20 protein-coding genes are annotated in these 23,627 nt (G+C 64.9%); 11 read left to right on the top strand and 9 right to left on the bottom strand.

The features are described 5' to 3' along the window. A partial coding sequence (locus ACXJKC_RS01695; RefSeq protein ID WP_456694934.1) for an HNH endonuclease occupies positions 1-475 on the top strand: 475 nt, incomplete at its 5' end. A 388-nt stretch (positions 476-863) separates the two neighbouring features. Here ACXJKC_RS01695 and ACXJKC_RS01690 read toward each other — a convergent pair. The 3 genes from ACXJKC_RS01690 to xylB are packed head-to-tail and all read right to left on the bottom strand — an operon-like array spanning position 864 to position 4,607. Beyond that, positions 864-2,024 (bottom strand): ROK family protein, encoded by a 1,161-nt coding sequence (locus ACXJKC_RS01690; RefSeq protein ID WP_456694933.1) that lies wholly within the window; start codon positions 2,022-2,024, stop codon positions 864-866. 8 nt (positions 2,025-2,032) lie between these two features. Beyond that, positions 2,033-3,193 carry a xylose isomerase gene (gene xylA / locus ACXJKC_RS01685; protein WP_456694932.1) on the bottom strand — a complete coding sequence of 387 codons (1,161 nt, stop codon included), beginning with the start codon at positions 3,191-3,193 and terminating at the stop codon, positions 2,033-2,035. 28 nt (positions 3,194-3,221) lie between these two features. Next, complete coding sequence (gene xylB, locus ACXJKC_RS01680) at positions 3,222-4,607, bottom strand: xylulokinase (RefSeq protein WP_456694931.1); 1,386 nt, start codon at positions 4,605-4,607, stop codon at positions 3,222-3,224. A gap of 229 nt (positions 4,608-4,836) precedes the next feature. Between xylB and ACXJKC_RS01675 the strand changes: the two genes are divergently transcribed. From ACXJKC_RS01675 to ACXJKC_RS01645, 7 genes are all read left to right on the top strand, one after another. Continuing rightward, the gene (locus tag ACXJKC_RS01675; RefSeq protein ID WP_456694930.1) at positions 4,837-6,081 is read left to right on the top strand and encodes a class I SAM-dependent methyltransferase; all 1,245 of its coding nucleotides are present in this window, start codon (positions 4,837-4,839) and stop codon (positions 6,079-6,081) included. An 18-nt stretch (positions 6,082-6,099) separates the two neighbouring features. Further along, complete coding sequence (locus ACXJKC_RS01670) at positions 6,100-6,618, top strand: flavin reductase family protein (RefSeq protein ID WP_456694929.1); 519 nt, start codon at positions 6,100-6,102, stop codon at positions 6,616-6,618. A gap of 10 nt (positions 6,619-6,628) precedes the next feature. Beyond that, a complete protein-coding gene (locus tag ACXJKC_RS01665; protein ID WP_456694928.1) occupies positions 6,629-7,615 on the top strand; it encodes an SMP-30/gluconolactonase/LRE family protein in 987 nt (328 codons plus the stop codon). A 64-nt stretch (positions 7,616-7,679) separates the two neighbouring features. Then, a complete protein-coding gene (gene dxs / locus ACXJKC_RS01660) occupies positions 7,680-9,560 on the top strand; it encodes a 1-deoxy-D-xylulose-5-phosphate synthase (RefSeq protein ID WP_456694927.1) in 1,881 nt (626 codons plus the stop codon). Positions 9,561-9,570: 10 nt separating this feature from the next. Continuing rightward, positions 9,571-10,491, top strand: a complete 921-nt coding sequence (locus ACXJKC_RS01655; protein ID WP_456694926.1) for a proteasome assembly chaperone family protein — start codon at positions 9,571-9,573, stop codon at positions 10,489-10,491. Positions 10,492-10,721: 230 nt separating this feature from the next. Next, complete coding sequence (locus ACXJKC_RS01650) at positions 10,722-11,906, top strand: DUF418 domain-containing protein (RefSeq protein WP_456694925.1); 1,185 nt, start codon at positions 10,722-10,724, stop codon at positions 11,904-11,906. A 9-nt stretch (positions 11,907-11,915) separates the two neighbouring features. Next, complete coding sequence (locus tag ACXJKC_RS01645; protein ID WP_456694924.1) at positions 11,916-12,782, top strand: acyl-CoA thioesterase; 867 nt, start codon at positions 11,916-11,918, stop codon at positions 12,780-12,782. Here the strand turns inward: ACXJKC_RS01645 and ACXJKC_RS01640 are convergent. The 4 genes from ACXJKC_RS01640 to ACXJKC_RS01625 are packed head-to-tail and all read right to left on the bottom strand — an operon-like array spanning position 12,779 to position 17,585. Beyond that, positions 12,779-14,923, bottom strand: a complete 2,145-nt coding sequence (locus tag ACXJKC_RS01640; protein ID WP_456694923.1) for a CocE/NonD family hydrolase — start codon at positions 14,921-14,923, stop codon at positions 12,779-12,781. The two genes, ACXJKC_RS01645 and ACXJKC_RS01640, sit on opposite strands and share 4 nt — an antisense overlap. 44 nt (positions 14,924-14,967) lie before the next feature. Further along, positions 14,968-15,327, bottom strand: coding sequence for a bleomycin resistance protein (locus tag ACXJKC_RS01635; RefSeq protein ID WP_456694922.1), 360 nt, complete (start codon positions 15,325-15,327; stop codon positions 14,968-14,970). A 25-nt stretch (positions 15,328-15,352) separates the two neighbouring features. Next, a complete protein-coding gene (locus tag ACXJKC_RS01630) occupies positions 15,353-16,234 on the bottom strand; it encodes a MaoC family dehydratase (protein ID WP_456694921.1) in 882 nt (293 codons plus the stop codon). A gap of 1 nt (position 16,235) precedes the next feature. Continuing rightward, positions 16,236-17,585 (bottom strand): 3-oxoacyl-ACP reductase, encoded by a 1,350-nt coding sequence (locus ACXJKC_RS01625; protein ID WP_456694920.1) that lies wholly within the window; start codon positions 17,583-17,585, stop codon positions 16,236-16,238. Between the two features lie 151 nt (positions 17,586-17,736). Here ACXJKC_RS01625 and ACXJKC_RS01620 point away from each other — a divergent pair, with 151 nt between their 5' ends. Continuing rightward, entirely contained in the window at positions 17,737-19,083 is a 1,347-nt protein-coding gene (locus ACXJKC_RS01620) for an acetyl-CoA C-acetyltransferase (protein WP_456694919.1), read from the top strand. Between the two features lie 24 nt (positions 19,084-19,107). Here the strand turns inward: ACXJKC_RS01620 and ACXJKC_RS01615 are convergent, their stop codons facing one another. Continuing rightward, on the bottom strand, positions 19,108-19,761 hold the full coding sequence (locus ACXJKC_RS01615) for a TetR/AcrR family transcriptional regulator (RefSeq protein WP_456694918.1): 654 nt from the start codon (positions 19,759-19,761) through the stop codon (positions 19,108-19,110). A gap of 49 nt (positions 19,762-19,810) precedes the next feature. Here ACXJKC_RS01615 and uvrB point away from each other — a divergent pair, with 49 nt between their 5' ends. Both uvrB and ACXJKC_RS01605 read left to right on the top strand, forming a co-directional pair. Beyond that, positions 19,811-21,895 (top strand): excinuclease ABC subunit UvrB, encoded by a 2,085-nt coding sequence (gene uvrB, locus ACXJKC_RS01610; protein ID WP_456694917.1) that lies wholly within the window; start codon positions 19,811-19,813, stop codon positions 21,893-21,895. Between the two features lie 26 nt (positions 21,896-21,921). Continuing rightward, entirely contained in the window at positions 21,922-22,683 is a 762-nt protein-coding gene (locus ACXJKC_RS01605) for an aldose epimerase family protein (RefSeq protein ID WP_456694916.1), read from the top strand. Here ACXJKC_RS01605 and ACXJKC_RS01600 read toward each other — a convergent pair. Then, positions 22,665-23,588 carry an oxygenase MpaB family protein gene (locus ACXJKC_RS01600; RefSeq protein ID WP_456694915.1) on the bottom strand — a complete coding sequence of 308 codons (924 nt, stop codon included), beginning with the start codon at positions 23,586-23,588 and terminating at the stop codon, positions 22,665-22,667. The two genes, ACXJKC_RS01605 and ACXJKC_RS01600, sit on opposite strands and share 19 nt — an antisense overlap. Positions 23,589-23,627 lie beyond the last annotated feature (39 nt).

The following is a 23,627-nucleotide window of genomic DNA, read 5'->3' as shown; positions in this document are numbered from 1 at the left end:
GGAGAATCCGTGGGTGGCGCCGGATCGGATGCCTCCGACAGAGCCAGCGAAGTTGGCTGGGCATGGGGCTATTGGCCCAAATCTGCTGATGTATTTGTTGTGTGTGTCTGATCTGACGGCGTTTGTGATGAAGGACGGCGACCGGCAGGCGCAGGTGTTGAATGTGGGACGTACCAAGTACGAACCGAACATCAGGCAGCGTCGTGCTGTGCTGGCGCGTCAACAGGGGGTGTGTGCGGCACCTGGTTGCAGTCACACGCATCTGGAGATTCATCACACGGTGTTCTGGTCCCGGGGCGGTTCGACTGATCTGGATCTGCTGATCGGGTTGTGTACCCGGTGCCATCATTTGTTGCATCGGGGGTTCTTGAACATCACCGGTAACGCGGTTGATGGGTTCGTGTTCACCAATAACCAGGGCAAACTGCTACGCCGCCGCAGGCGACGACAAACCGGCCACCGGCCAGCCGCCTGACACCCCAGGTCCGGCGGCCCACCGGCACGCCCGCAGGTAAATCTGAGGATGAGCGTCGGCAGGCTCGGCTACTTGGTGCGGATTTCGGGGGAGGCATCCGGCCCGCCAGCCTCGTCCCACGCCACCCAAGCGCGATAGGCGCGTTCTTCGCGAATCCACTGCAACATGTCTCTGACGCCTAGCGCTATGACAGCCATGACGAACGCCTATGCCCACCAAGCTCGGTGATTGGCCAACAGCAACCCTGCGGCGATAATCTTGAGGGTGGCCCGAAAGGCGCAGCGGAGTTAGGTGCTTTCGGTGCCTTGTCCCACATCACCCGATCACCATAGAGGCCTGGCCGACTGCACGCGCACCTGTGGCGGGCTGGCGCACTCGAGACACCTACCTACAGCGCAAGCGCTCCGGTGAAGACCTCGGAGAGGGCATGCTCAGCTGCGCCGAGAGCTGCGGCGTGGATACCAAGAGAGCTGAGCCGGATCTCCGGCAGGTGGAGCTCGGCGGACGGCATTCTCGCCGCCAACACCTCCTGTGCAGCCGGAACAATGAACTCACCCAATGGCACGAAGTAGCCGCCCAGCACGATCGCAGCAGGGTCGAGCACCGCTGCCAAGGTCGCGATACCTGTGCCGAGGTCGGCTCCAAGTCGGGCCAGCGCAGCGCGGACGGTGGCGTCTTCGTGTGCCCGGTCGGCGACTGCCTGCGCTGTCTGCAAGGGTGTGGATTCTTCCTTCATCCCCACGAGTTCCAGCATTGCGCGCAGACCGACGGATGCTTCCCAGCAGCCGAGTCGTCCACAACCGCACGTGGAGCCGGGATTGCCGATCGGCATGTGCCCGACCTCGCCGGCAAATCCTGCGCCGCCGCGCAGCAATGCGCGGTTCTGCACGATCCCGGCGCCGATGCCGATCGTTCCGGTGAGATAGAGGAAGTCGTCGATATCGGTCGCGATGCCGTGAGATGACTCCGCCAACGCAGCGCAGTTGGCGTCGTTGTCGATCGTGGTCGGGCATTCGCCGTCGAAAGCCGCCTCCAGCTCGTCGGCGAGTGGCCGCGAGTCCCAGCCGAGATTGGGCGCCCAGGCGACCACACGGTTGTCGCTCTCGACCAGCCCGGGAACGGCGACAGCGGCTCGCACCACAGTGAGATCCTCTGCGAGCAAGGACGCGCGAACGTCCGTGGCGAACGCGATGAGCTGTTCGCCGGAGGTGACCGGTCGGGTCTCGACGCCCTGCACACGGCCGGACAGGTCGACCGCCACAGCGGCGACATAGTCGACGTTGACTTCGAGCCCTAGGCCGACGATACGTTCCCCGGTCAGTGTGACCGGGCGTCCTGGGCGGCCTCGGCCGTTCACCACGGTCCCGTCCTCGGAGACTGCCCCGCCAGTTTCCAGTTCAGCCACGATCGTGCCGATCGTGGCTTTGGCCAGACCTGTGCGGCGGGACAGTTCGGTACGAGTGGCCGGGCCATCGGAGCGCAACGAGCGCAGCACAAGACCGGTGTTCTGCCTCCGAATGTGCTCGGTCGCCGTGGGAGCGCCGGTCACCGCCACGCTCAGCGCACCCCGTACAGGTGCTCGAGCGCGAGTTGATCGAGCAGCTCGAAGCCTGCGCCACGAGCGGCCATCACCTCGGGAGCGGCCAGCGGCGCCTCTGCGAGCTCGGCCCAGCCTTCGCCCTCGGCGAGGGTCGGCACCGAGAGCTCGGGCAGCTTGGCCGCCTCGAGAGCCTCCCGGACGTCGGGGTCGGCCCGGAAGGCGAGTGCCTTGTCGCGCAGGATCAGGTAGTTGGTCATGCACGCCTCGGCGGCGACCCAGACACCGTTGTCGTCCTCGGTGCGCGGCGTCTTGAAGTCGAAGTGCACGGGTCCGTCGTAGCCACCCTGCAGGAGCGTGTCGACGACCCAGAATGCGCCGCGCGCATTCCCGGCGCCGAACCGGAAGTCCTGGTCGTAGCGGGGACCGCTCTGCCCGTTGAGGTCGATGTGGAACAGCTTGCCCTGCCACATCGCCTGGGCGTAGCCGTGCGCGGCATTGAGTCCGGCCATCTCCTCGTGGCCGATCTCGGGGTTGACGCCGACCAGCTCGGAACGGTCGAGCGTCTCGATGAACGCCAGCGCATGGCCGATCGTCGGCAGCAGGATGTCACCGCGCGGCTCGTTGGGCTTGGGCTCGATCGCGAACTTGATGTCGTAGCCCTTGTCGGTCACGAATTCGCCGAGGACGTTGAATGCCTCGCGGTAGCGGTCGAGCGCCGCAGCGACGTCCTTGGCGGCACCGGACTCGGCGCCTTCGCGTCCGCCCCAAGCGACGTAGACCTTGGCACCGAGTTCGGCGGCGAGATCGATATTGCGCATGACCTTTCGGATCGCGAACCGACGGACGTCGCGGTCATTGGACGTGAAACCGCCGTCCTTGAACATGGGGTGGGTGAACAGGTTGGTCGTCGCAGTTGTCACGGCCAGGCCTGTGTCGGCGAGGCCCTTCTTCCACCGGTCGATGATCGCGTCGCGGGCGGCATCGTCGGAGCCGAACGGGATCAGGTCGTCGTCGTGGAAGTTGACGCCGTACGCGCCGAGGCTCGCGAGCTTCTCCAGCGCGTAGATGGGGTCCATGTCGGCGCGGGTCGGCTCACCGAAAGGATCGCGTCCGGGGTAGGCGACGGTCCAGAGGCCGAAGGAGAACTTGTCGGCCGGTGTCGGGGTGAATGCGGTCATGATCGGGCCAATCTGTTGAGGTGGGGTGTCAGGTCCAGGCGGATGTGCGTTGGCGCAGGAGTGCGTAGGCCTCACGCACCAGAGGGGTGGGCTCGGCGGTGTGTGTCTCGGACGACACCGACGTCCAGGTCGGAGGAACAGCGGCCCCGGACAGCGCCCAGGCCGCTTGTCGGGCCGCGCCCAGCGCGACGTACTCGCCCGGCGAGGGAACCGTGACAGGGGTGCCCAGAATTGCCGGAGCAAGGGCTTTGATGGCCGGATTGGCCGCAGCGCCCCCGATCAGCAGAATCCGCCGAGGAGGGTCATGGGTCACGGCGGTCAGCTGGTCGACGGCATCGGCCAAAGAGCACAGCAGTGCTTCGAAGGCGGCCCGCGCCAGGTCCTCGCGCGTCGTGGACGAGGTCAATCCGGCCCACGTCCCGCTGGCGTCGGGCCGATTCGGGGTGCGCTCACCGTCGTAGTACGGCAGGAGAGTGAGACCGTGGGCACCGGGCGGCGCGGCCAGTGCGAGTCGCGCCAGTTCCTCATGGTCGACCCCCAGCAAGGCGCACTGCAGGTCGAGGATGCGTGCCGCATTCATTGTTGTGGCCATGGGCAGGAATCGACCAGTGGCGTCCGCGAAGCCCGTGACGCTACCGGAGCCGTCGGCGATGCGTGTGGAGCTGATCGCCGACGCGACTCCGGAGGTGCCGATCGACACAGCGACATCGCCCGGTTGCAGGTCGAGCGCCAACGCGGCGGCCATATTGTCACCTGTTCCTGCGGCGACAGGCACGCCCGTCGATGTGTGGGCCGCGACCTCGGCCGGGTTCGCGATTCGTGGCAGGGAGACTGGGTGACCGATCGCCGACTCGGCCAGATCAGTGCGCCATGTGCCGGTTACGGTGCTGAAATATCCGGTGCCAGACGCATCGCCGCGATCGGTGAACGACTCGCCGGTCAGGTGTCGCGAGAGGTAGTCATGGGGAAGGAGGACTTCGTGCGTACGACGGGCGGCTTCGGGTTCGTTCTCGCGCAGCCAGCGCAGTTTGGTTGACGTGAAGGACGCCACGAGGACGCTGCCGACCGTGTCGGCGCAGGCTTGGGGACCGCCCAGTTCGTTGATCAGGTCGAGCGCTTGACGACTCGAGCGGGTGTCGTTCCACAAGATCGCATCGAAGACCGGCCCGCCGGCGGCGTCCAACGCGACCATTCCGTGCTGCTGCCCTCCGACGGAGACGGCGTCGGCTCGGGGGAGTAGACCGTCGGTCGCGCGGTCGAAGGCGTCGAGCCAGGCGCGCGGGTCGACCGACGTGCCAGGCGGGTGGGCTGCTGATTGCTGTGCCACGACCTCGCCCGTGGCGGCCTCGACGAGGACCGCCTTCGTCGATTGGGTCGACGAGTCGATGCCGAGTACGAGGTCCGCTACCATCATCCCTGTTTAATACGAGTCTTGAACTAAGTCAAGAGGTGGCAGTCTGACATCTGGTCACAATAGAATCGACCAAATGACCACACCTATGACTGAAGTCCTGCGCCGTCGCCTTTCGCGAGTCGTACGAAGGTCTCAGTCTTCCCCGGCGACCAACGGCGCGAGTGCTCCCAAACCCATCGGACCTGAGGGGATTCCGGGTCGACTCGTCAGGGCGGTGGCAGACCACCCCGTGGCAGATCAGCCCTTCGAGACAGAGGGAACCGACCCGACCGAGACTTCCGCGGTCCGTGCGGGCTGGCTGTTGCTCGATGCATACGAGCGTATGAGCAGGCGAGGTGCCGACCGCATATTCGGACACGAGACGGCGGCTTGGCACAACTACGCAGAAGAGACACTCGGGGAGCTCGTCTACACGCTCTCGAGCGGTCAGGAGCTGGTTCCCGAGAACCGGAAGAACCGGCTGCGTTTCCGGCGCACACTCGACTTCGCCCGACCTGGTGAGACTGTCTTCGACGTGGGGTTCGGACGAGGTCTACTCGCGGCGCAACTGATCAAAGACCGCGGCGTCGCCCGCTATCACGGGATCGACATCGTCGATCGCTACGTCCCGACTGCGACGGATCTCTTTCATGTCAACGGGCTGGCCCCCGACACGCTCCAGCTCTCGGTCGGAGATCTGTACAACCTGAAGCGCGCCGACATCGAGGCCACGGGTGCCACGTTCGTGATCTGCTGCGAGGTGCTCGAGCACGTTCCCGACGCCGAGCTCGCACTCAAGACACTCGCCGAGGCGCTTCCCGAGGGCGCGGACCTGTTGTTCTCGGTTCCTATGTTCGGTCGGATCGAAGGTGCTTGGGGCCATGTGTCGGTGTTCGATGTCGCACGCCTCAAAGCGATGCTCGACGGTGCCGGCCTCATCGCGCATCACGTCGAGCCGCTGGCCAATGCCTGGTCGCTGATCGTCGCTTCACGGGACCCGGCCCCATCGCAGCGGGTTCGTGAAGCCACCTCTCGGCCTGCCCGGCGGGTTGCGGTGCCGCTGTCCCGGGCGCGTGACTTCGTCTACCTCAAGCCCGACGAGATCGAAGCCGCGGGCGCGGCCAGCATCGTGGCCCGGGGCAAGAGCGCTACAACACTTCGCATGTCGACGGGCGACGGCGTGACATTTGGCGTCAAGGGCTTGCAGGTGCTGAGGTTGATGTTCAAGTTCAGTGATGTCAACGCGGTCTCCCGCGTTGCGGTCAAGGCATACGCCGGGGAGCAGGTCGTGGCGACCTGGACGTGGAAGGTCAAGCCGGCGAAGTTGGTCTCGGGCTCCTGGATCACGACCTCGATGCGCCCAGGCGAGGTCGGACTGCAGTTCGTCGGAGGCCGCCATGACGGTGTCGGGCAGGCAGACCGGGTTGAGATCACGACCTCGTTGACTGGCAGCGAACCCGTGGAGACCATGGTCCGGGCCGCCTACCTGCCGTGACGAACTAGTCTCCGAAGTGTGACCATCCACTCCGACCACCCGTTCGTCCCACCAGAGGGGCAGCGCGATCCGCTGCGCCGACTGCGTGGCCGTCTTCCCGCGCCGGTGACGGTGTGGACGAGCGGGGTCGGGGCGGAACGCAGCGGCCTGACGGTTTCCTCGGTACTGGTGGCCGACGGAGAGCCCGGCCAGGTACTCGGTCTGATCGACGAGGACTCCGACTTCTGGACTGCCGAGCCGCAGACCTGGGTCGTCAACGTGCTGGGCGTCGGACATCGATTCTTGGCCGATGTATTCGCCGGAACGGCTCCCGCACCGGGTGGTCCGTTCACGCTCGGTGCTTGGGAGGAAAGCCCCTGGGGTCCGGTCCTGACTGACACCGCAGGATGGATCGGTGTTCGGCGCAGTGCGCTCGAACCCCGGCACGCTGGGTGGGGACTACTGGTCGAAGGATCTATCGAGCACATCGAGGTAGGTGATGCCGACGCGATGATTCACCTGCGCGGACGCTATCGACAGGCCGGTGCTTCGGACTAAAGTCCGCAGCATGACCAAGCCCTCGTTGGACCCTGCCCGCTGGAGACCGCCCGCCGCTGCGCCGATCGGCACACCCTCGGCTCCGCGCAATCTGAGGGTCTACAACACGTCGGGTTATGGCACCGAGGACGTGCTGCTGCGTGATGACGGACATGTCATCACCGGCGTCGAGGGCGGTCGCCTCATCGCGATCGATCCGATCACGGGCACCGAGAGCGTCATGGCCGATACGACCGGGCGTCCTCTGGGCATCGAGCATCATCCGGCGGGCGGCTACATCGTGTGCGATTCGAGCCGCGGACTCTTGCGTCTGGGAGTCGACTGCAGGGTCGAGGTCCTGGCAGACGGCTTCGAGGGCATGCCGTTCAAGTTCTGCAATAACGCGGCCGTCACCGCCGACGGCACGATCTACTTCACCGACTCCTCGACGAAGTTCGGCTTCGAACACTGGCGCGGTGACTTGATCGAGCATCGGCCGACCGGGCGTCTGTTCCGTCGCACCCCGGACGGAACACTGACTCTGCTCCTCGACGGTCTCGCGTTCGCCAACGGGGTGGCGCTGGCCGCCGATGACTCGTTTGTCGTCGTCGCGGAGACGGCTGGATATGCCTTGCGACGGCTGTGGCTGACTGGTGAGAAAGCCGGTTCCGTCGAGGCGTTCGGACCGGTGCTGTCAGGTTTCCCCGACAACATCTCCACAGGAGAGGACGGCAATATCTGGGTCACCATCGCCTCGCCGCGCGACGCGATCCTCGACAAGCTGTTGCCGAAGGCGCCCTGGATCCGCAAGGTCGTGTGGGCGTTGCCCGAACGTTTCCAGCCGCAGGCACAGCAGCTCATCAACATCCAGGCCTACGCTCCTGATGGCTCGTTGGTTCACGACATCGCCGGTCAGCACGACCGTTTCGGTAAGGCGACCGGTGTTCGGCAGGTGGGCGACAAGGTGTGGCTGGGCAGCTTTGAGCAGACCACGATCGCGGTGTTCGACCTCCCATGAGGGGCGACTCTCAGGTGACGCCGATAGACTGAGCGCTATGGCCAACGGAGGGAAGGAGCCCGCAATGAGCATCCTGGGCAGGTTGTCTGGACCTTCCGATCTGCGAGGTCTCGATCACGAGCAACTCGCACAGCTCGCGGCTGAGATGAGGGAACTGCTGATCACCTCAGTGGCCTCCAACGGCGGCCACCTCGGACCTAATCTCGGGGTCGTCGAACTCAGTATCGCGATCCACCGGGTCTTCGAATCGCCCCGCGATCGAGTCGTGTGGGACACCGGCCACCAGTCGTACGTCCACAAGATGTTGACTGGCCGCGCAGGCCAGTTCGGCTCCTTGCGCACCGAGGGCGGTCTGTCGGGCTATCCGAGCCAATCCGAATCCGAACACGACTGGGTCGAGAACTCGCACGCGTCCACGAGCCTGTCCTATGCCGACGGCATGGCCAAGGCCAACTATCTGCTGGGCAATGACGATCATGTCGTCGCGGTCATCGGCGACGGCGGCCTGACCGGTGGCATGGCCTGGGAGGCGCTCAACAACATCGCTGCCGACCAAGACCGCCGACTCGTCGTGATCGTCAACGACAATGGCCGTTCCTACACGCCGACGGTGGGCGGCCTGGCCAACCGGCTGACCGATATCCGCACGAATCCCAAGTACGAGCCGACGCTCAGTGCGATCCGGGAACGACTCAGCAATGCCCGATTCGGCGGTGCGCAGGCCTATGAGGCCCTGCACGCGATCAAAAAAGGCGTCAAGGACGCGCTCGCGCCGCAGGGCATGTTCGAGGACCTAGGGCTCAAATACATCGGCCCCGTCGACGGCCACAACCTGGCATCGGTCGAACACGCGCTGACCCAGGCCAAGAAGTTCGGCGGCCCCGTCTTGGTGCATGTCCTGACGACCAAGGGACAGGGCTACGACATCGCCGTGGCCAATGAGAACGATCAGATGCACCAGGCCAGTCCATTCGACCGGGAGACCGGCGACGCGCTCAGTATCGCCCCCGCCGGTTGGACGTCGGTATTCCGTGACGAGATCGTGCGCATCGCCGATCAACGTCCCGATGTCGTCGGGATCACTGCGGCGATGCTGTACCCGGTCGGTCTCGACGCCTTCGCCGACAAATTTCCCGACCGGGTGTTCGATGTCGGTATCGCCGAACAGCACGCCGTGACAAGTGCGGCCGGTCTGGCGATGGGGGGCCTGCACCCTGTCGTCGCGGTCTATGCGACGTTCATCAACCGGGCCTTCGACCAGGTGCTGCTCGACGTCGCACTGCACAAATGCGGTGTGACGTTCGTGCTCGATCGGGCTGGTGTCACGGGTGATGACGGTGCGAGTCACAACGGCATGTGGGACATGTCGCTGTTGCAAATCGTTCCAGGATTGCGACTTGCGGCACCCCGCGACGGATCACAGTTGCGCGAGCTGCTGCGCGAGGCCGTCGACGTCGACGATGCGCCGACCGTCATCCGGTTCGCGAAAGGCCCGGTGAGTGACGATCTGGTCGCGGTCGAGCGAGTCGGCGTATTCGATGTCCTATCTCGCGACGAAGCCAAGAACGTCCTGATCGTGGGAGTGGGCATCTTCGCCCACCTCGCTGTCGAGGCCGCGGACCTGATCCGCGCGGCAGGTCACGGCGTCACTGTCGTCGACCCCCGGTGGAGCAAACCCTTCGATCCTGCCCTCATCGAGTTGGCCGGCGACTACGACCTCGTTGTCACCGTCGAGGACAATGGTCGTCAGGGTGGAGTCGGCTCGGCGTACACGCAGGCCGTACGCGACACAGACATCGAGGTGCCCATCAGGGTTCACGGCATCGAGCAGGAATTCCTCGACCACGCCAAGCGCAATGTGCTCCTCGGCCGGCTCGGTCTCACGGCCGATGCGGTGGCTGATGACGCGATCAGTGCGCTCAGTCGGAATAGCACGGACAAGTGAGCGGTTGACCATGAAGATGAAGAACTGGCTATCACGACAAAGGCTCCCTCGACGAGGCGCCGACCGGCCGGCCCACACCGGGTCGGGTCCGGTGCTGATCCATGCCCTCGACGGTTTCCTCGGCGCGGGATCTGCCGCGAGGTTGGCCGCCGACCAGCTGAAGTCGGGCAGCGGCGAGGTCGTCCAGGAGTTCGATGTCGACTCACTGTTCGACTATCGCGCCCGTCGCCCCATGATCGCGTTCCGTGAGAATCACTACGCCGATTACGAAGATCCCACGCTGCAAATCGTGCTGGAGCATGACGCCAACGGGGTTCCGTACTTCCTGCTGTCCGGTCCCGAACCTGACTTCCAGTGGGAGTACTTCATCAACGAGGTACACGAGTTCGTCGAAGACAATGACGTGCCCTTGACGATCGGTCTCGGCGCCGTCCCGATGGGTGTGCCTCACACCCGCCCGCCGATGATCACGGCTCACGGCACCCGCCCAGAGCTCGTCGACCGGCAGAACATCTGGTCCGCCGAGGTGACGGTTCCGTCCTCTGCGCAGGCCCTGTTGGAATACCGATTGGGTCAGTGGGGCCATGACGCAGCAGGGTATGTCGTGCACGTGCCGCACTACCTCGCCCAGATCGACTATCCGACAGCATCTCTGGCGCTGATCGATGCGCTGGTCGATCGAACCGGTCTGAGCCTCGATGTCGACAATCTGCGCGCCCGTCAGGGTGAGGCGATCAAGGAGATCGAGCAGCAGATCGAGGAGCAAGGCGGTGCCGGTCTGCTCGGTGGGCTCGAGGAGCAGTACGACGCTTTCACGCGTGGTGCCGCCCAGTCATTGCTGGCCCATGACGGCGATCTGCCCAGCGGTGATGAGCTGGCCGACCAGTTCGAGCAGTTCCTGGCGCGCCAGCGCAAAGACGACCAGGGCTAGGGCGCGCGGCTCGTTCCTCGCCGCTCCAGCGGTTCGTTCCTCACCGCTGCCGGACTTCGTCCGGGCGCCTGCCTCGCTTCGCTCGGCCCATGGTTGGGTCTCGACCTTTGGCTTTCGTTCCTGACCGCTGCCGGACTTCGTCCGGGCGCCTGCCTCGCTTCGCTCGGCCCATGGTTGGGTCTCGACCTTTGGCTGATGGCAGCATCCGGTTGGTCGCCTATGTTCATCGGGTGACCACTCAGACCTCGGGGCCTCTCGCTCTCGGTGAGCGTGCGCTCGGACCCGACCTGGCGCGCGGCGTCATGCTGCTGTTCATCGCCTTGGCCAACTCACACTATTTTCTGGCCGGGACGCACATCCGAGGTGGCTTCCCGATGGGCGGTTCAGCCGTCGACAATGCCGTGATCTGGTTCATTGCCACGTTCGTCGACGGACGGGCGTTCCCGATGTTCGGGCTGCTGTTCGGCTATGGCGTGGCCCAGATCGTCCGTCGACAGCAGGGCCTCGGACGGCGGGGGGTGCGACACCTTCTGTGGCGACGGAGCGCGGCACTCATGCTGATCGGCTTCACACACGGGATGCTCCTGTACGTCGGAGACATCCTGGGGGCGTACGGAGTGCTGCTGTTCTTCGGAGTATGGGCGTTGCGGTGGAGCGATCGCTGGCTACTCGGTGTCGCGGTTGCGATATTCGTCCTGACCGCGATGCCGTCAGCCGATTCTTTGTCGATCTCGACGGATGGGCCTGACCCTTCGATGCTGCCACCTGATCTGGCCTCGATGCTGACCGAGCGGATCGTGGTGGTGCCCTTCATCATGCTGTTGGGACCGATCGGCTTCCTCTGCCCGTTCCTGGTAGGCATGTGGTTCGGCCGGCGCCGGGCGCTCGAACGTCCCCGACAGTATCGACGGTTGCTGACGGTGACGGCCGTCGTCGGGATATTCGCCGCGGTGCTGGGGGCCCAGCCGATCGCGCTGATGCTGTCAGGTGTGACTCGAGTGCCGTCGCAGTCGACGCTCGAGCTGATTGGACCGATGCACGATGCCACGGGTGTCCTGGGCGGATTCGGCTACGCGGCACTCATCACCCTGCTGGCCCATCGTCTCGGTGGTCGGCGTCCTCGGATCGTCGAAGCCATTGCCGCGACCGGTCAGCGATCGATGACGTTCTACCTGGCCCAGTCGGTCGTCTGGACCGTCGTCTTCACTCCGTTCCTGCTCAGCCTGGCCGACGAGTTGAGCGTCGCTGTGACGGCCCTGCTGGCAGCGGCAACGTGGGCGACGACCGTGGTGTCAGCTGACTGGATGCGGCGCACAGGCAGGCGCGGCCCGTTCGAGCAACTGATGCGGCGCGTCACCTACGTCACGGCGTCTGCAGTGCCTGTCTCGCCCCCCAAACAGGTTCCTCCCCGGTAACATCGGGCTGTGCCCTCGTCGATTGAAGAAGTTGTCGGACTGCTCGAACTCGAGACCCTGGAGGTGGGGCTGTTTCGTGGCTCGCAGCCCGAGAACTCGAAGGTCACACGAGTCTTCGGCGGACAGGTCGCCGCGCAGGCACTGATGGCCGCGCAGCTGACGGTTCCCGAGGATCGCCACGTGCACTCGATGCACGTGTACTTCCTGCTGGGCGGCGATCCGAGCATCCCGATCATCTACGACGTCGAGAGCGTCCGCGACGGCCGATCGTTCACGACCAGGCGCGTGGCAGCCCGCCAGCACGGGAAGATCATCTTCTACATGACCGCCTCGTTCCAGGTCGATGAGCCGGGCTATGACCACCAGGACACAATGCCGCAGGTGCCGGGGCCCGAGGGGTCGATGCCGATGAGCGAACTCCTACGTGGCATCAGCCAGGAAGCAGCAGAGCACTGGATCACGGAGTGGTCGTCATTCGACATCCGCTATGTCGGCGACAACCGGGCGGCCGACGATCCGCAGCGCGAACTCGTCCCCGGCGTGCAACGGCTCTGGTTCAAGGCTGCCGGACCGCTGCCGAAGTCGCGGATCATCCACAATGCGGTGTTCACGTACGTCAGTGATCTGTCTCTGCTGGGCGTCAGCCTCGTGCCGCACGGTCAGTACATCGGATCGCCGAAGATCCAGCCAGCGTCGCTCGACCACACGGTCTGGATCCACCGTCCGATCGCAGCTGATGAGTGGCTCCTGTACGACCAGACCTCCCCGTCGGCGTCGGGTGCCCGCGGCCTCAGCACGGCCCGCGTCTTCGCACAGGACGGGACGTTGGTGGCCTCGGCTGCTCAAGAAGGCCTGATCCGACCCGTGACGCGTTAGCGCACCCTCCACGAGACGGCGCGGCTCGATGCTTTGACGCTCGGTGAGCCGAGGTACTTGACCGTCACCCGATACTTGCGGGCACGAGTCTGCGTGGGGAGGGCGACTGTTGCGCGTCCATTCTTCAAGGTCGCGGTCCTGACCTTGCGGGAGCCCACATAGACCGCGACCTTGCCGGTGGCGGTGAACCCGTCGTTTTTGACCGTGATGGTCGCCCGATTCGACTTACGGACTTTGGTCGTGTGGTGCCGCAACGTCACGGACGTCGACGAAGCAAAGGTGCTGACTGTGGGGATCGTCAGCTCGGACGGGTACGCGGCAGAGTTGTGGATCTTCATGACGCTCAGGGTCCCGAGCAGATCGGGCAGCGTCGGCAGCAGGTGCGGGATGTCGAATGCCTGCACCGCGAGACGCAGCTTGTGCCCCGGCCTGATCTGAGCGGCAGTGGGGAAGATCTCCACGTCGATGGGTGCCACTTCGCCGTTGACCAGCTTTTTCTGCGCGGCCTTGGTGAACGGATGGAACGGTTGCAAGATCTTCCCGTCGACGTAGCGCGACTTCTTCTTGTCCAATGCGCGGTGGGAGATGACCTGCCAGCCGCCGGTCAGTCGGCTGACCTTCCCGTCGGGTGCCACATCCGACACCGAGACCGAGAGCATCCCGTCGCCGCCGATCGACGAAGTCCACAGCCGGGCGTTGATGGGCCCCTGCAGGCTCATCGCCTTCGTTGCGGCAGCGGTCTCGAAGACGATCCCAGTCTTGTCGTTGAGCGCATTGTCGGTGATGCACGGGTTGCTGGGCATCACCATGTTGAGGATTCCGGCGGTCCACTGGCTCGCGGAACGGGTGCAGAGCCCGGCCACGGGGATCGGCAGGACGTCCGATGTGCCGGTCGTGGCCTTGCCTGTCGTGAGGGTTCCGGGCGCACCTCCGGGGCTCGAGGACCCGGACAGCTTCAGGCTCGTGGCGCGGATGTTGGAGCCCAGCCAGTTACGTGACTTGGTCCAGGCGCCGGTGCCCTGCTGGTAGTAGGTCAGATCGGCGATATCGCTGTCGAGAGCGGTGTCCTTGATGCCCTTGACGTAGTGATCGAACCAGCGAAGTTGCAGTTCGGCGAGCGTTCCGTGCCCGGCCCGGTCCAGGCCCGTTCCGGCCGAGGCCTGCAGGTGGTCCCAGGGGCCGACGATCATCTTGGTCGGGATCTTGCGCTTGTTGAGGTTCTCGAACAGCAGGGGAGTGCCGCGCTGGAACAGGTCGTACTCGCCCGACACGAAGAAGGCCGGAACCTTGACCTTGTCGACCACGTTGATCAGCGAGCGCTCGCCGTAGAACGGGCCGTCGTACGCCGGCTCGCCGCCGCCGAGCGCGCTGACCAGGAGTGGAAGCGTGAACGTCCCGGCGCCCGCGAGATGTTGCAGCAGCGCGGCGAGACCCGACTGCGGATTGGTTGCGGTGACGGCCGGCGGGATGATGCCGGTTGCGGTCACCAGCCCCATCCACAGCGGGATGAATCCGACGTCGATCTGTCCGCCGGACGCCACGACATCGCGATACACGTCGGCACCGGGTACCTGAGGGAAGATCGCCTTGAGCCCGGGTGGCTGGGCGGCTGCGGCCCAGAGCTGGCTGATGCCCATGTAGGACGGTCCGGACATCCCGGTGCTGCCATTGCTCCACGGGCGACTCGCCGAGTGCGCCCATGTCATGATCTCGCCGCCGTCTTTGTTCTCCCGCGCGCCGAACGCCTGCCAGATGCCCTCAGAGCTTCCGGTGCCCCGGGCGTCGACGGTCAGCTGCACATAGCCGCGTTTGACCAGATAGTCCGGGCTGGCACCGCCCAGGCCTCCGGCAGACGACAGGATCGATTTGTTGTAGGCCGTGATCGTCACGATGACCGGGAAGCGTTTGTCGATCGCCTTGCCGTTCGTGTCAGCAGGACGCACAACGTCCCCGCGCAGGATCGTGCCATCCGACATCGGGATCGGGACATCACGTTCGGTGACAGTGTGCGCATACTGCTGCGCTCGGGGCTTCCACTTCGGCGTTGCTGCGGTGGCGGACGTGAACGACAGTGAGGTGCCGACCAGTGCGAGCGTCAGTGTCGCGACGACGATGAGCCGAGCGAGAACGGTGCGGGTCATGTATCCACAACGAAGCGCCGTCGACCGAAGTTACGTGCGGGTAACTAGGGGTTCGCGATCAGCCGCAGCAGCGTGCCGTCCAGGTCTAGCAGCGCCCCGATACGCAGGCCTGATGCCTCCACTACCGGCCGGTGCAAGCGTGGGAAGCCGCGCGCGGCCTCCGGTATCCCGGCGGCAAGACACTGCTCATAGAAGGCATCGACATCATCCAGTCGAAGGCAGCAGCTGAACCAACTGGTCGACGGATCGAGGTCGAGGTGACGGAAGAACTCGATCAGTAGATCGCCGCGACGCATGATCATCCAGTCGTCATCGCGGTACTCCTGGGCGAAACCGAGCTGGGTGTAGAAGTCAGCCGTGCTGCTCAAAGATTGTGAGGGCAGATTCGGTGTGGCCTTGTCCATGAAGCGACCTTAGAGGCAGCCGCCGTCACAAACCGGCCGAAATCTGCCCGACGAGGTGTGTACTCGGCTTCTTGGCGCCCTTCACGCCGAACACGAGCCCGTCGGCGGTCTGCTGCGAGCCGAATATCACGGTGCTCGGCAGCAGGATCGGCTTACGGAACTCGGCATGGTTGACAAATACCTCTGGCAGCTTGTTCTGGACTGCGGCCAGGCTCCGGGCCAGCGTCCACATGCCATGGGCGATATTGCTCGAGAAACCGAATGCCTTGGCCGTCAACGGGTGGAGATGGATCGGATTGCGATCGCCCGAGATCGCGCCGTAGCGTCGACCGAGGTTGCCTTTCAACTTCCAGTGCACGACACCGTCAGGTGCCTCGATGCCTGCCAGAGGGGCGGCGACTGTCTCGGCCGAGCCACCGGAATGACGAGCGAACAGGGTCATGACCTCGTCCCATACGAGTTCCCCGTCTGCGGAGACGGTCGTGACGATGTCGATCAGTGACCCCTTCGGATGGGGACGCAGGTCAGATGCTCGCACGGAGACGTCGAGATTTTCGTCGAGACCGATACGCCGGTATTGGCGGATCGTGTTGCGCAGATGGACCAGGCCCATCGGCGCGAATGGGAAGGAGGTGTCGGTCATCATCGTCATGTGCAGACCGAAGGCTGCCATGTGCGGATATGTCGCGGGCAGGAAATCGGCATGTGGGAAGCCACAGACCTCGTTGTACGCGTCGAGGTGGGCGCGGTCGGTCGCGATCCCACTGCGTTCCAGCACCAGATCAGGCGCAGCGCCGCGGGAGTGTTTGACGCCCGGCAGGCTGCCGATCAGCGGTATGGCCGGCAATGCGGCCTTCACCATGAGTGGCAGACCGGCCGGCGCCTTGGTCAGAACGCGAGTCGTCATGTCACGCGCCGATCAGTGCCTGGCCGCACACGCGGACGACGTTCCCGGAGATCGCTGAGGACCCAGGGTTCGCGTACCAGGCGATGGCCTCGGCGACGTCGATCGGCTGGCCTCCTTGTGACAGCGAACTGAGTCGGCGGCCGGCCTCGCGGATGCCCAGCGGCATGGTCTTGACCATGTCGGTCTCGATGAAACCGGGGGCTATCGCGTTGACCGTGATGCCGTCCTTGGCCACCCGTTTGGACAGGTCCTGGACGAAGCCGATGACGCCGGCCTTGGCGGTACCGTAGCTCGTCTGGCCGTTATTGCCCGCGATGCCGGCGATCGAGGAGATGCCGATGACGCGGCCGCCCTTGCGGATGAGCTTGCGCTTCAGCAGTTCCGCCGTGATGCGCTGTGGCGCGCCGACGCTGATGTCGATCACGAGATTCCAGTTCTCGGTCTTCATGTTCTTGAGTCGCTTGTCGCGGGTGATGCCGGCGTTGTGCACGACGATGTCGACGCCGCCGTGGGCCGCCTTGACTGCTGCGGCGATGACGCTGGGCGCATCCTCCGCCGTGATGTCTTCGGCGATCGAGGTGCCGCCGAGCTCTGTCATCAAGGCGTCCAGGTCTGATGAGAGGGCTGGAACGTCGAGGCCGATGATCGTGGCGCCGTCACGGTGCAGCGTGCGAGCCATCGCGGCACCCAGGCCGCGCGAGGCACCCGTGATGAGGGCGACTTTTCCGGTCAACGGCTTCGTGGAGTCAGCGACTTCGTCGGCGTCGACGAGTTCGGTCAACCCGAGTCGGATGACCTGACCCGACACGAAGGCGGACTTGGGCGAGAGCAGGAACTCCAGCGTCGAGGTCAGCGCATTCTCGGCACCCGCGCCGACGTACACCAGATTCGCGGTGCTGCCGTTTCCGCCGACTTCCTTGCCGGCCGAACGGACGAAGCCTTCAAGTGCACGCTGGGCGATCGCCGCGGTCTCGGATGCGGCCTGTTCGGGCAGGGTACCGATGACGATCAGACGCCCGGAGTTGGCGAGGCTGCGGAGGGCGGGAGTGAAGAACTGTTGCATGTCGGCCAGTCCGGCGGTGTCGCTGATGCCGGTCGCGTCGAACACCAGGCCCTTGTAGCGCTTGGAATCGGCACGCACACCGACGACGTCGACTCCGCTGGCCTTGAGCGTCGGGTTGAGGGAGTTCCCCAGGGTGCTGTGCGGTGCGGCACCGAGCAGGACCGTGCCCTGGACGAGTGGAGTGCCTTCGGTCCACCGCTCCAGGTCTGGAGGGTTGGGCAGACCCAGGTTCTTGATGACGAACTTGCCGATGGGATTGTGCGCCAGCGACTGGTAACGGTCAGTCATGAGTTGGGTGTGTCCTATCTCTCGGATACCATTGGTATCTGGATTGCTGCTGAAACTGTAACCTCATGTTTCAGCGCTAGTCCACCAATGCGTGTGCGGCGCTCGTCACGTTTGTTCGGTTCCACTGTTCACGAAGATCGAGGAGATTGCCATGGCCGACACCACCCCAGCCAAGAAGCCGGCCAAGAAAGCCGCGTCGCCGGCGGCTGCTACTCCCCAGCAGGTTCGCCGCGTCGCGGTGATCGGCGGCAACCGCATCCCGTTCGCGCGGTCCAACAGTGTGTACGTCGATGCCTCGAATCAGGAGATGTTGACCGCTGCGGTCGACGGACTCGTTGACCGTTTCGGTCTGGCCGGCGAGACGGTCGGCGAGTTTGCGGCCGGCGCCGTGCTGAAGCACAGCCGCGACTTCAATCTTGCGCGTGAGACGGTCCTGGGTTCGAAGCTCTCGCCGTCGACGCCGGCCTTCGACGTCCAGCAGGCGTGCGACACGGGTATCCAGGCAGCCGTGCTGGTCGCCAACAAGATCGCCCTCGGCAAGATCGAGTCCGGTATCGCCGGCGGATCCGACACGACGTCCGATGCGCCGCTGGCGGTCGGCGAGAAGCTGCGCAAGATCCTGCTCGAGGCCAATCGGGCCAAGGACAACAAGGGACGTCTCTCGGCGCTCGCCAAGATCCGGCCGAGTCACCTGGCACCCGATCAGCCCCGCAACGCCGAACCGCGCACGGGACTGTCGATGGGCGACAGCCAGGCCATCACGACCAAGCAGTGGGGCATCACCCGTGAAGCTCAGGACGAACTGACCGTCGCCTCACACGTCAACCTCGCGCGGTCGTACGACGAGGGCTGGCAGGACGACCTGGTGACGCCGTTCCGGGGTGTCACGAAGGACAACAATCTGCGACCCGACTCCAAGATCGAGAAGCTCGCGACGCTGAAGCCGGTGTTCGGCAAGTCATTCGGCGACGCTGCGACCATGACGGCCGCGAACTCGACACCGCTGTCCGACGGCGCTTCGGTCGTGCTGCTGGCGTCCGAGGACGAGGCCAAGCGCCACGGCTGGACCCCGCAGGCCTACTTCGTCGACTACGAGACCGCCGCCGTCGACTACGTCTCGGGCGCTGAGGGGCTGTTGATGGCGCCGGTCTACGCCGTCCCACGGATGCTGGCCCGTCAGGGCCTCACGCTGCAGGACTTCGACTTCTACGAGATCCACGAGGCGTTCGCAGGGCAGGTCCTGACGACGCTCGCTGCGTGGGAGGATGCCGAGTTCTGCAAGGACAAGCTGGGCCTCGACGCCCCGCTCGGTGCGATAGATCGCAGCAAGCTCAACGTCAAGGGCTCCTCACTGGCCGCGGCGCACCCCTTCGCCGCGACGGGTGGACGCATCGTGGCCAACCTCGCCAAGCTGCTGCAGGAGAAGGGATCGGGTCGCGGCCTGATTTCGATCTGTGCGGCCGGTGGTCAGGGCGTCGTCGCGATCCTCGAAGCCTGACTGCTCGCGGGGTTTCGCGGGGGACTAGTTCGTGCCGCGGGCCATCGCGATCGCCGCTGTGGCGACGAGCGCTTTGACCTGATCGAACGGGACCGCATCGACCGCGGGCAGGCCCGGATTCTCCTCGCGCACCGACAGTTGCAAAGTCGCCAGGTTCAGAACGCCTAGTGCCTGGGTGTAGTAGACATTGGCCAGCAGATGCGGGTCGGTCACCTCGAACTGGCCCGTGGCGACGCCGGCCTGCAAGATCTCGACGGCGTGATTGAGGCACGCGGTCATCGCGACGCCGAGGTCGATCATGACCTCCTGGCTGACCTCTTCCATGAGCTCTTCACCGCGGCGGCGCAACAACGCCTGGGCGCAGTCGACGAACGCCGGCAGACGTGCGCCGAAATCGAGGAACTCCACAGATATCGACCGCAGGCGTACCTCCGGATCGGCCGACGAGTCGTCGGCCGCCGCGAGAGCCGCGTCGAGTTCGCGTAGATAGCCGACCAGAGTCTGCGCGAACAGCTCCTCCTTGCCGGAGAAGTGCCGGTAGATGATCGCGCGGTTGATTCCGACAGCACGGGCAATATCTTCGATTTGGGCATCACGGACGCCGCGCTCGTCAAACAGGTTGCGGGTCGCGTCGAGGATCTCCCTCTTACGGGCTGCGCGGCGTTCGGTAACGGGCATAGCCGACACTTTAATCGCCCTTGTCAGTGGCGGCCCGTAGGCTCGACGTATGAGGCAAGTGTCCGAGCTCCGCCGCCAGGTGGCGCCTATCCAGGTCGTGTCCGACTACCAGCCTGCCGGTGATCAGCCGGCAGCGATCGCTGAGCTCGCCAAGCGCCTGCGCGGCGGCGAGCAGGACGTCGTGCTGCTGGGTGCGACGGGCACCGGAAAGACCGCCACAACGGCCTGGCTCGCCGAAGAACTGCAGCGGCCCATGTTGGTCATGATGCCCAACAAGCTGTTGGCCGCTCAGTTCGCCAATGAGCTGCGCGAGCTGCTGCCCAACAATGCGGTCGAGTACTTCGTCTCGTACTACGACTACTACCAACCTGAGGCCTATATCGCCCAGAGCGACACCTATATCGAGAAGGACTCCTCGATCAACGAGGAGGTCGAGCGGCTGCGTCACTCGGCCACGTGGTCGCTGCTGACCCGTCGCGACGTGATCGTTGTCGCGACCGTGTCATGTATCTACGGCCTCGGTTCAGCGCAGGAATACCTGGAGCGCATGATCGGCTTCAAAGTCGGCGAAGAGCTGCCTCGGGAGCAGTTGTTGCGCACCCTCGTGCAGGCGCAGTACGTCCGCAATGACGTTGCCAGCACCCGCGGCACGTTCCGGGTCAAGGGTGACACTGTGGAGATCTTCCCGGTCTACCAGGAGATGGCTGTCCGGGTGGAGTTCTTCGGCGACGAGATCGAGCGCCTCATGACACTGCACCCGCTGACCGGTGAGGTGCTCAGCGACGACCAGGAACTCTATGTGGGTGCCGCGACGCACTATGCGGCCGGCAACGAAACGATGCACCGGGCGATGCGCACGATCGCCGAGGAGCTGGAGGTCCGGCTGGCCGAACTCGAGGGTGAGGGCAAGTTGCTGGAGGCTCAGCGTCTTCGCATGCGCACGACCTACGACCTGGAGATGATGCAGCAGGTCGGCACATGCGCCGGCATCGAGAACTACTCGCGCCACATGGACGGCCGTGAAGCCGGATCGGCGCCCAACTGCCTGCTCGACTACTTCCCCGAAGATTTCGTCCTGGTCGTGGACGAGTCCCATGTGACGATTCCGCAGATCGGCGCGATGTACGAGGGCGATATGTCTCGCAAGCGTTCGCTCGTCGATCACGGATTCCGGTTGCCGAGCGCGATGGACAACCGGCCGCTCAAGTGGCCCGAGTTCCTGGAGCGCATCGGTCAGACGGTCTACTTGTCGGCCACGCCGGGCAACTACGAGATGGACAAAGTCGATCGCGATGTGGTCGAACAGATCATCCGTCCGACCGGTTTGGTCGATCCCGAGGTCATCGTCAGGCCCACCAAGGGGCAGATCGACGATCTCATCACCCAGATCCGCACCAGGGTCGACAAGAGCGAGCGGGTGCTCGTCACAACCCTGACCAAGAAGATGTCCGAGGACCTCACGGACTATCTGCTCGAGGCCGGAATCCGCACCCGCTATCTGCACAGCGAGGTCGACACCTTGCGACGCGTCGAACTGCTGCGCGAGCTGCGCATGGGGGAGTACGACGTCCTGGTCGGCATCAACCTGCTGCGGGAGGGACTCGACTTACCGGAGGTCAGTCTGGTCGCGATCCTCGACGCCGACAAAGAGGGCTTCTTGCGGTCGGGGCGTTCGCTGATCCAGACCATCGGACGTGCGGCCCGAAATGTGTCGGGTCAGGTCATCATGTACGCCGACCGCATCACCGACTCGATGGCCCAGGCGATCGACGAGACCAACCGACGTCGCGAGATCCAGGTTGCCTACAACACGGCCAATGGCATCGATCCGACCCCGTTGCGCAAGAAAATCGGCGACATCACCGACATGCTCGCCCGCGAGGACGCCGATACCGCGACTCTGCTCGCGGCCACCGGTGACAAACGGCGTAAGGGTGCCCCGGTGCCGTTGGGTCAGCACACGGCCGATCTGGCGAGCCTGCCTTCAGGCGAGCTGGCCGAACTGATCGAACAGCTCAGCGAACAGATGCGAGCGGCTGCGGCCGAGTTGCAGTTCGAGGTGGCGGCGCGGTTGCGCGATGAGATCAGTGAACTCAAAAAGGAATTGCGCGGGATGATCGAGGCTGGCGTCTGAGACGTCATGTCCTCGACAATGGCCGGGTGACCCATGTTCTGCACAATGATGTCGTCCGCGCCACGATCGATCCGGGTCGCGGGGCGCGGCTGACCTCACTGCAGGTCCACGGTCTCGAGCTCTTGGCCGAGGCGGGCAGCTTCCCGATGGTGCCATGGGCGGGGCGGGTGCGCGCGGGCAAACTCAATATCGGCGGCGCGACCTATGACCTGCCCTTGGGCAAGGACGGCAATGCGATGCATGGCCTGGGTCGCAATGTCGGGTGGCAGCAGGTGTCGACCGGTCGCTACTGGGTCGAACTCGGTGATCCGTGGCCGAGCACTGGAGTCGCCGAGCTGCACTACGAATTGCTGGCCGATGGCCTGCGCACGACACTGACTTGGACTGACGGCACCGACCTGCCCGCGTCGATCGGGTTGCATCCGTGGTTCAACCGCAAGCTCGCGATCGGTGATGAAGTTATCGTGGATCTCGACATCTCGCATATGGTCGAACGCGGTACCGATGGTTTGCCGACGGGACATCTGGTCGAACCCCGTCCCGGGCCGTGGGACGACTGCTTCAGACTCGCAGCCTCCCCGGTGCTGACCTGGCCGGGCGCACTCCAGCTGACGCTCTCGTCATCCTCGCCCTGGTGGGTCGTCTACGACCAGCCCGCCGACACCGTGTGCGTCGAGCCGCAGACCGCCCCGCCAGACGCCTTCGACCACCCCTCGCTTCAGCCTGACGGGTCGTGGCCCCGCTCCCTGACATTCGACCTCGTGGTCTCTCAGCGACCCGGAACATAGTGGCTGGGATCATTGCGCTCAGCCTCAGGAGGCAGATTGCGATCAGGGGTCTCAGGCAGTGGGGCGTCGGCCCGAATGCGGCCGGTGGCGCGATCCCAACCGGCGCGGGCACGTGGATGCAGGCGCCGACGGCGGGGCACCAATGTGAAGGCGGCGTTGACGCTACGTCCCATGAGTCGGTGCAGCCGCTCGTCGCGTGACGACCACGAGTATCCGAGCAGCTCGCGGATCTCGGGGTCGTACAGACCGACCGTCGTCCACACCTGGCCGCGGGAGATGCCCGGGCGCAGTGCACGCCAGACGGGGCGAGGGAACCACCACCAGGTCGGCGGTTTCGGCAGATCGGACAGGTCGAGGACCTGCCGGGTCGCCACATTGTCTTCGAGTACGTGGCTGCACATGTGCTTCCAATAGATCTGGAAGTCCTCCCAGGTGCCGGGCACGGGACGCATGCTCATGCCGTACAGCGCGTACCAGGTCCGGTGCTCGTCGAACATCTGACGCTTGTCGGCTTCGGAGAGGCCGCCCATGAAGTGCTGGGCGGTCAGCAGCGTGCCCATGAAGAACGTCGCATGGGCCCAGTAGAACGTGTCGGGGTCGAGCGCGTGGTACTTGCGACCCTGGGAGTCGACGCCATGGATCCCGTGGTGGTAGTCGCGCACCTGACGGGCGGTTCGAGCGGCACGGTCGCCGTCGAACACAACACCGCCGATCGGATACAGCGATCGCAACAGACGTTCCCAGCGTTCATTGAAGAACCGCGAGTGCTGTTCGACGCCGGCTCCGAGGCCCGGATGCATGTTCTGCATCGACCCCGCCCACAAACCTTGCAGGATGCCTCGCCAGTCACCGAAGTAGCGCCAGGTCAAAGACTCCGGCCCCAAAGGTGTCACTGGCGTTTGCATTGTGGAACTATAGGTCGATTCGGTGTCAGGGACCATCCC

Source organism: Aeromicrobium sp. P5_D10 (genome assembly GCF_054049535.1).
This window is presented reverse-complemented; position numbering and strand designations above follow the sequence as displayed.

Bases quoted from the DNA above. Each gene is read 5' to 3' on its own strand.
- xylA (WP_456694932.1), bottom strand. From the start codon at position 3,193: ATGACCGCATTCACCCCGACACCGGCCGACAAGTTCTCCTTCGGCCTC.
- xylB (WP_456694931.1), bottom strand. From the start codon at position 4,607: ATGATGGTAGCGGACCTCGTACTCGGCATCGACTCGTCGACCCAATCG.
- ACXJKC_RS01665 (WP_456694928.1), top strand. From the start codon at position 6,629: ATGACCAAGCCCTCGTTGGACCCTGCCCGCTGGAGACCGCCCGCCGCT.
- dxs (WP_456694927.1), top strand. From the start codon at position 7,680: ATGAGCATCCTGGGCAGGTTGTCTGGACCTTCCGATCTGCGAGGTCTC.
- ACXJKC_RS01655 (WP_456694926.1), top strand. From the start codon at position 9,571: ATGAAGATGAAGAACTGGCTATCACGACAAAGGCTCCCTCGACGAGGC.
- ACXJKC_RS01640 (WP_456694923.1), bottom strand. From the start codon at position 14,923: ATGACCCGCACCGTTCTCGCTCGGCTCATCGTCGTCGCGACACTGACG.
- ACXJKC_RS01635 (WP_456694922.1), bottom strand. From the start codon at position 15,327: ATGGACAAGGCCACACCGAATCTGCCCTCACAATCTTTGAGCAGCACG.
- ACXJKC_RS01630 (WP_456694921.1), bottom strand. From the start codon at position 16,234: ATGACGACTCGCGTTCTGACCAAGGCGCCGGCCGGTCTGCCACTCATG.
- ACXJKC_RS01625 (WP_456694920.1), bottom strand. From the start codon at position 17,585: ATGACTGACCGTTACCAGTCGCTGGCGCACAATCCCATCGGCAAGTTC.
- ACXJKC_RS01620 (WP_456694919.1), top strand. From the start codon at position 17,737: ATGGCCGACACCACCCCAGCCAAGAAGCCGGCCAAGAAAGCCGCGTCG.
- ACXJKC_RS01615 (WP_456694918.1), bottom strand. From the start codon at position 19,761: ATGCCCGTTACCGAACGCCGCGCAGCCCGTAAGAGGGAGATCCTCGAC.
- uvrB (WP_456694917.1), top strand. From the start codon at position 19,811: ATGAGGCAAGTGTCCGAGCTCCGCCGCCAGGTGGCGCCTATCCAGGTC.
- ACXJKC_RS01600 (WP_456694915.1), bottom strand. From the start codon at position 23,588: ATGCAAACGCCAGTGACACCTTTGGGGCCGGAGTCTTTGACCTGGCGC.